Source organism: Pedobacter sp. HMWF019 (assembly GCF_003061025.1).
In the GTDB taxonomy this organism is placed as follows: domain Bacteria; phylum Bacteroidota; class Bacteroidia; order Sphingobacteriales; family Sphingobacteriaceae; genus Pedobacter.
This window is the reverse complement of record NZ_QAIL01000173.1, coordinates 1-5073: the sequence shown is the minus strand read 5'-3', so window position 1 is coordinate 5073 and position 5073 is coordinate 1. Positions and strand designations below refer to the sequence as shown.

The 5073-nt window shown below is 38.6% G+C and carries 7 protein-coding genes; all 7 read left to right on the top strand.

The window, feature by feature from the left end:
• The first annotated feature begins 134 nt into the window (after positions 1–134).
• Positions 135–536 carry a methylmalonyl-CoA epimerase gene (gene mce / locus DBR11_RS11170; RefSeq protein ID WP_108552607.1) on the top strand — a complete coding sequence of 134 codons (402 nt, stop codon included), beginning with the start codon at positions 135–137 and terminating at the stop codon, positions 534–536.
• A gap of 4 nt (positions 537–540) precedes the next feature.
• Positions 541–828: a hypothetical protein gene (locus tag DBR11_RS11165; protein ID WP_108552605.1), complete on the top strand. Its 288-nt coding sequence runs from the start codon at positions 541–543 to the stop codon at positions 826–828.
• An 87-nt stretch (positions 829–915) separates the two neighbouring features.
• Positions 916–1164, top strand: coding sequence for a type B 50S ribosomal protein L31 (locus tag DBR11_RS11160; RefSeq protein WP_084292318.1), 249 nt, complete (start codon positions 916–918; stop codon positions 1162–1164).
• A gap of 72 nt (positions 1165–1236) precedes the next feature.
• On the top strand, positions 1237–2412 hold the full coding sequence (locus tag DBR11_RS11155; protein WP_108552603.1) for a putative sugar nucleotidyl transferase: 1176 nt from the start codon (positions 1237–1239) through the stop codon (positions 2410–2412).
• A 56-nt stretch (positions 2413–2468) separates the two neighbouring features.
• Entirely contained in the window at positions 2469–3230 is a 762-nt protein-coding gene (gene tpiA / locus DBR11_RS11150) for a triose-phosphate isomerase (RefSeq protein ID WP_108552601.1), read from the top strand.
• Positions 3230–4069, top strand: a complete 840-nt coding sequence (gene prmA, locus DBR11_RS11145) for a 50S ribosomal protein L11 methyltransferase (protein ID WP_108552599.1) — start codon at positions 3230–3232, stop codon at positions 4067–4069. Before tpiA ends, prmA begins: the two co-directional genes overlap by 1 nt.
• A 27-nt stretch (positions 4070–4096) precedes the next feature.
• Positions 4097–5073: UDP-N-acetylmuramate--L-alanine ligase (gene murC / locus DBR11_RS11140; RefSeq protein WP_108552597.1), on the top strand; the 977-nt coding region annotated here is incomplete at its 3' end.

The window sequence follows — 5073 nt, the reverse complement described above, 5'->3', positions numbered from 1 at the left end:
GTTAAAACCTGCATTTTTACATTTGTTTAACGTTTTGAAGATAAGAAACTGTGATATGGGGTGTCAATAGTAAAGCTTAGGGAACGGATTTGATAAGTACAGGATAGCTTCATAACCTTTTAAAATATATACTGATGAAAAAAATAGAGCATATTGGAATTGCTGTAAATGATCTTGAACAGGCAAGTAACTTATATGAGCTTTTATTAGGCACGAGTTGCTATAAAACGGAGGAGGTTGCTTCAGAAGGCGTACGCACAGCGTTTTTTAAAGCGGGTGAAAATAAGATTGAATTGCTGGAAGCTACATTGCCAGATAGTCCAATTGCAAAGTTTATTGCGAAAAAAGGAGAGGGGATACATCATGTTGCATTTGATGTGGAAGACATTCTGCTCGAGATGGAACGTTTGAAGGCTGCAGGTTTTGTCTTGTTGAATGAAGTGCCGAAGAAAGGTGCTGATCATAAGCTGGTGTGTTTTGTTCATCCAAAAGGAACGAATGGGGTGTTGATTGAGCTTTGTCAGGAGATTAAATAGCAGAATGGAAGAGTTAAAAACACTATGTAGAATTGTAGGTACTGATTTTGAAATTGGATCACCTTTGTCTGAAGATTCGTTAAGGTTAGGCCTGGTTAGTGCCTTTTCTTACCTGATAGACCATGATCTGTCTAAGATGATGACCATATTATACAGGGCAGATGTAAATGAGGATAAATTAAAAATACTGCTGGCAGAAAGTGGTGAAGTGCCTGCAGCAGAGGTTATTGCCCGGGCTTATTTGAATAGACAGAAGGAAAAAATAGAAACCTGGAAAAAGTATAGCAGATAATTTTTATACAATTCTTGCTATTGAGAAATATAATTGAGATATTTGCATCCTTAAAAATAAGCGACACATAAGTTATAATATAATAATATGAAAAAAGATCTGCATCCATCAAACTATAGATTCGTAGTGTTTAAAGATATGTCTAACGAATACTCTTTCTTAACTAAATCTTGTGTAGATACTAAAGAGACTATCAAATGGGAAGATGGTAACGAATATCCTCTGTACAAATTAGAGATTTCACACACTTCTCACCCTTTTTATACTGGTAAAATGAAACTGGTAGATACTGCCGGCCGTATCGATAAATTTAAAACCCGTTACGCTAAAAAGTAATTCTGCCTCTTTTAGAAATTATTTTAAAGTCCCGATGCTTTTGCTTCGGGACTTTTTTTATTTTTGTTGCTTATGACAATCAATTTATTTGATGACGCCGCCTGGGAATCCTTGCGTCCGTTAACATTCACCAGGCCAGTGGCCGATCTGAGAATTGGTATTTTGACCATTGCAGAAAAATGGGCCAGACAACTAAGTGCAATATCAGGTTTCTCTACCCAAACTTATCTTTCCGTGAAATTTCCCGAACATCCGGAGGCCATTTTATTTATAAATGGTTCTGTTTGTCCTGATGAAGGCCTTCTGGCAGCAGTGATGGGGCTTGGAGAAGGAGAGGTGCTTAAAAGAGATGGAATCTTATTAGCCTATAGGGCGGCGGAAATCAAAAAGCATGATGCCCAGCTGGCGGGGCGCTTATCAGCTAAAACCTATGCCGGAGATTTTATACGTATACAGTACCCCGAGGATATTTTCAGGTTTAACGACGCGGAACTGAAGAAAGATTTTAATTTACTGACCAAAGGCAAAACTTCGGGACAACTGAGTAGCACAAATACACTTCTGGGAGATCAAATATTTGTTGAAGAAGGCGCTACAGCAGAGTGTTCTACTTTTAATAGCCTTAATGGTCCGATATATTTGGGTCGTAACAGCCAGGTGTGGGAAGGAAGTCATATTCGTGGATCTTTTGCTTTGGGAGCAGACTCTCAGGTAAAAATGGGAACCAAAATTTATGGTCAAACGACCATTGGGCCATTTTGCAGGGTAGGGGGAGAGATCAATAACGCTGTCATTTGGGGATATTCTTCCAAGGGACATGAAGGCTATCTTGGCAATTCAGTTTTGGGCCAATGGTGTAATATTGGTGCAGATACCAACAACTCTAACCTAAAGAATAATTATGCTGAAGTACGGCTATGGGACTATTCTAAAGAGAGTTTTCGTAAAACCGGACTTCAATTTTGTGGATTGATTATGGCGGATCATGCCAAATGCGGTATCAACACGATGTTTAATACTGGTACTGTTGCAGGGGTAAGTGCCAATATTTTTGGTGCTGGTTTTCCAAGGAACTTTATTCCTGATTTTGCCTGGGGCGGTGCGCAGGGCTTTGACGTATATGCCATCCATAAAATGTTTGAAACCGCCGAAAAAGTATACGAAAGAAGGGAAATAGAGTTTGATCAAACCGAAAAGGATATTTTAACAGAGATATTTGAATTAACAAAAAGTTACAGACATTTTTAATAAAGCATTAAATAATGCTAGCTTAGGCACAATAACTATATATAAACACAATCAAGATGAGAAAAAAAATTGTAGCAGGAAACTGGAAGATGAATTTAGACTATGCTGAAGGCGTATCTTTATTCTCTGAAATTGTAAATATGGTAAGAGATGAGCAAAAAGGAGAACAGCTGGCTGTGATCTGCGCGCCTTTTATACATTTAAACAGTTTATCTAAACTTGGCGGTACTACCGTTAAGATTGGTGCTCAGAACTGCCACCAGAATGAAAGCGGTGCATTTACAGGGGAGATTTCGGCGAAAATGATTAAATCCGTTGGATGTGAATATGTAATTATCGGGCATTCAGAACGCAGACAGTATTTTGCCGAATCTGACGAATTACTTGCAGCAAAAACATTAACAGCATTAAAAAATAACCTGATTCCAATCTTCTGTATTGGAGAAACACTGGATGAAAGGAATAACGGAAGTTATTTTGATGTGATCAAAACGCAATTAACCGGTGGCGTATTTGGTTTAAGTGCAGAAGAATTTTCTAAAGTGGTCCTTGCTTATGAACCAGTTTGGGCTATTGGAACTGGACTAACAGCTACGTCTGAGCAGGCACAGGAAGTACATGCTTATATACGCAAAGAAATCGCTGCTAAATACGGAGCGGAGCTTGCTGAAAACACAACTATATTATATGGCGGTAGCTGTAATCCTAAAAATGCAGCTGAATTATTTGCTCAGAAAGATATTGATGGTGGACTTATTGGCGGGGCGTCTTTAAAATCACGTGATTTTGTAGACATCGTTAAAACATTCAATTCTTAATGCAGTATATTCAAGTTACCTTCACTTTCTCTGGCATAGAGGAATATCAGAAAGATTTGTTGATCAGTGAACTTGCGGAAGCCGGTTTTAATACTTTTGAAGATACAGAAATTGGTTTTGCTGCGTTCATTGACTTTGATGACTATAATCAAAATAGACTCTCCGAGGTGCTTTTGCAATTTGAAGATGAGTTTGTTTACAATTATACCGTTACAGAAATAGCAGCGCAGAACTGGAATGAGGAATGGGAGAAAAATTTTGAACCCCTGATCATCAGTGACGAATGCTATATCAGGGCAACGTTTCACGAACCACAGCCACAGTACCGTTACGAAATTGTTATAGACCCAAAAATGGCTTTTGGTACCGGACATCACCAAACCACGACCATGATGATGCAATATATTTTGTCTTCTGATTTTGACGGAAAAAAAGTATTGGATATGGGTTGCGGTACGGGAATACTGGCCATTTTGGCCTCAAAAAAAGGAGCGAAGACGCTTTTGGCCATTGATAACGATGAGGTTTGCTATCAAAGTACCCTAGAAAATGCCACATTAAACCATATCACTAATCTGGAAGCGGCTTGTGGAGGGAAGGAAATTATTCCTGAAAGTACATTTGATGTTATTTTAGCTAATATTAACCGTAATATTTTGCTTGATCAGATAAATACTTATGCAGGTATCCTTATATCGGGAGGAAGCATTTTCTTTAGTGGGTTCTATGAGACACCTGATCTGGAGATGATTCAGCAGGAATGTAAAAAATTTAATATCAGCTATAAGGATCATAAGAAAATGGGAGACTGGGTGGCCGCTCATTTTGTAAAGGGTTAATTTATTAATAAAGAATTGTAAAGGATTATGCATATTCATTTTATTGCAATAGGCGGCAGCGCAATGCACAACTTGGCCATTGCACTGCATAAAAAAGGTTTCCAGGTTACAGGCTCTGACGACGTGATCTTCGAACCATCAAGCAGCCGGTTGGCCAGATATGGAATTTTGCCTGAACATATGGGCTGGGATGAAGCGAATATAACAACAGATCTGGATGCCGTTATTTTGGGTATGCATGCATTTGCGGATAATCCTGAATTATTGAAGGCTAAGTCTCTTGGGCTTAAAATATATTCCTATCCTGAATATATTTATGAGCAAACGAAAGATAAATTAAGGGTGGTAATAGGAGGAAGTCATGGTAAAACAACGATCACTTCTATGATCCTTCATGTGCTGAATTTCTGCAAGCGAGATTTTGATTACCTGGTAGGTGCGCAGCTTGAGGGATTTGATACTATGGTTAAAGTGACCGAAGAAGCTCCCTTGATTGTTATTGAAGGAGACGAATACCTTGCTTCAACCATTGACAGGCGGCCTAAGTTTCACCTGTATAAAGCTAACATCGCTGTAATCAGTGGAATAGCGTGGGATCATATCAACGTATTTCCCACCTTTGAGGAATATATTCAACAGTTCGATTTATTCATTAATACCATCGAGCCGCAAGGAAAATTAATTTTTTGTCAGAACGATAAAATATTAAGCGACCTGGTTAGTAAGTCAGCAACTGATGCCGAGAAGATCGGATATAATATCCCCCCTCATAAAGTTGTAGATGGAGTAACTTATATTTTACCCGAAAATACTCCTTTAAATGTATTTGGGGATCATAATTTGATGAATCTGAACGCTGCGCGTCTGGTCTGTGAACAACTTGGAATTTCTTCTGGAGAATTTTATCAGGCCATTACTTCCTTTAAGGGCGCGGCCAGGCGTTTAGAATTGCTTCACAAGCAAAACAATACTAATGTCTATAAAGATTTTGCCCATTCTCCTTC

Coding starts and splice junctions, on each gene's coding strand:
- prmA (WP_108552599.1), top strand. CDS start 3,230: ATGCAGTATATTCAAGTTACCTTCACTTTCTCTGGCATAGAGGAATAT.
- mce (WP_108552607.1), top strand. CDS start 135: ATGAAAAAAATAGAGCATATTGGAATTGCTGTAAATGATCTTGAACAG.
- DBR11_RS11160 (WP_084292318.1), top strand. CDS start 916: ATGAAAAAAGATCTGCATCCATCAAACTATAGATTCGTAGTGTTTAAA.
- DBR11_RS11165 (WP_108552605.1), top strand. CDS start 541: ATGGAAGAGTTAAAAACACTATGTAGAATTGTAGGTACTGATTTTGAA.
- tpiA (WP_108552601.1), top strand. CDS start 2,469: ATGAGAAAAAAAATTGTAGCAGGAAACTGGAAGATGAATTTAGACTAT.
- DBR11_RS11155 (WP_108552603.1), top strand. CDS start 1,237: ATGACAATCAATTTATTTGATGACGCCGCCTGGGAATCCTTGCGTCCG.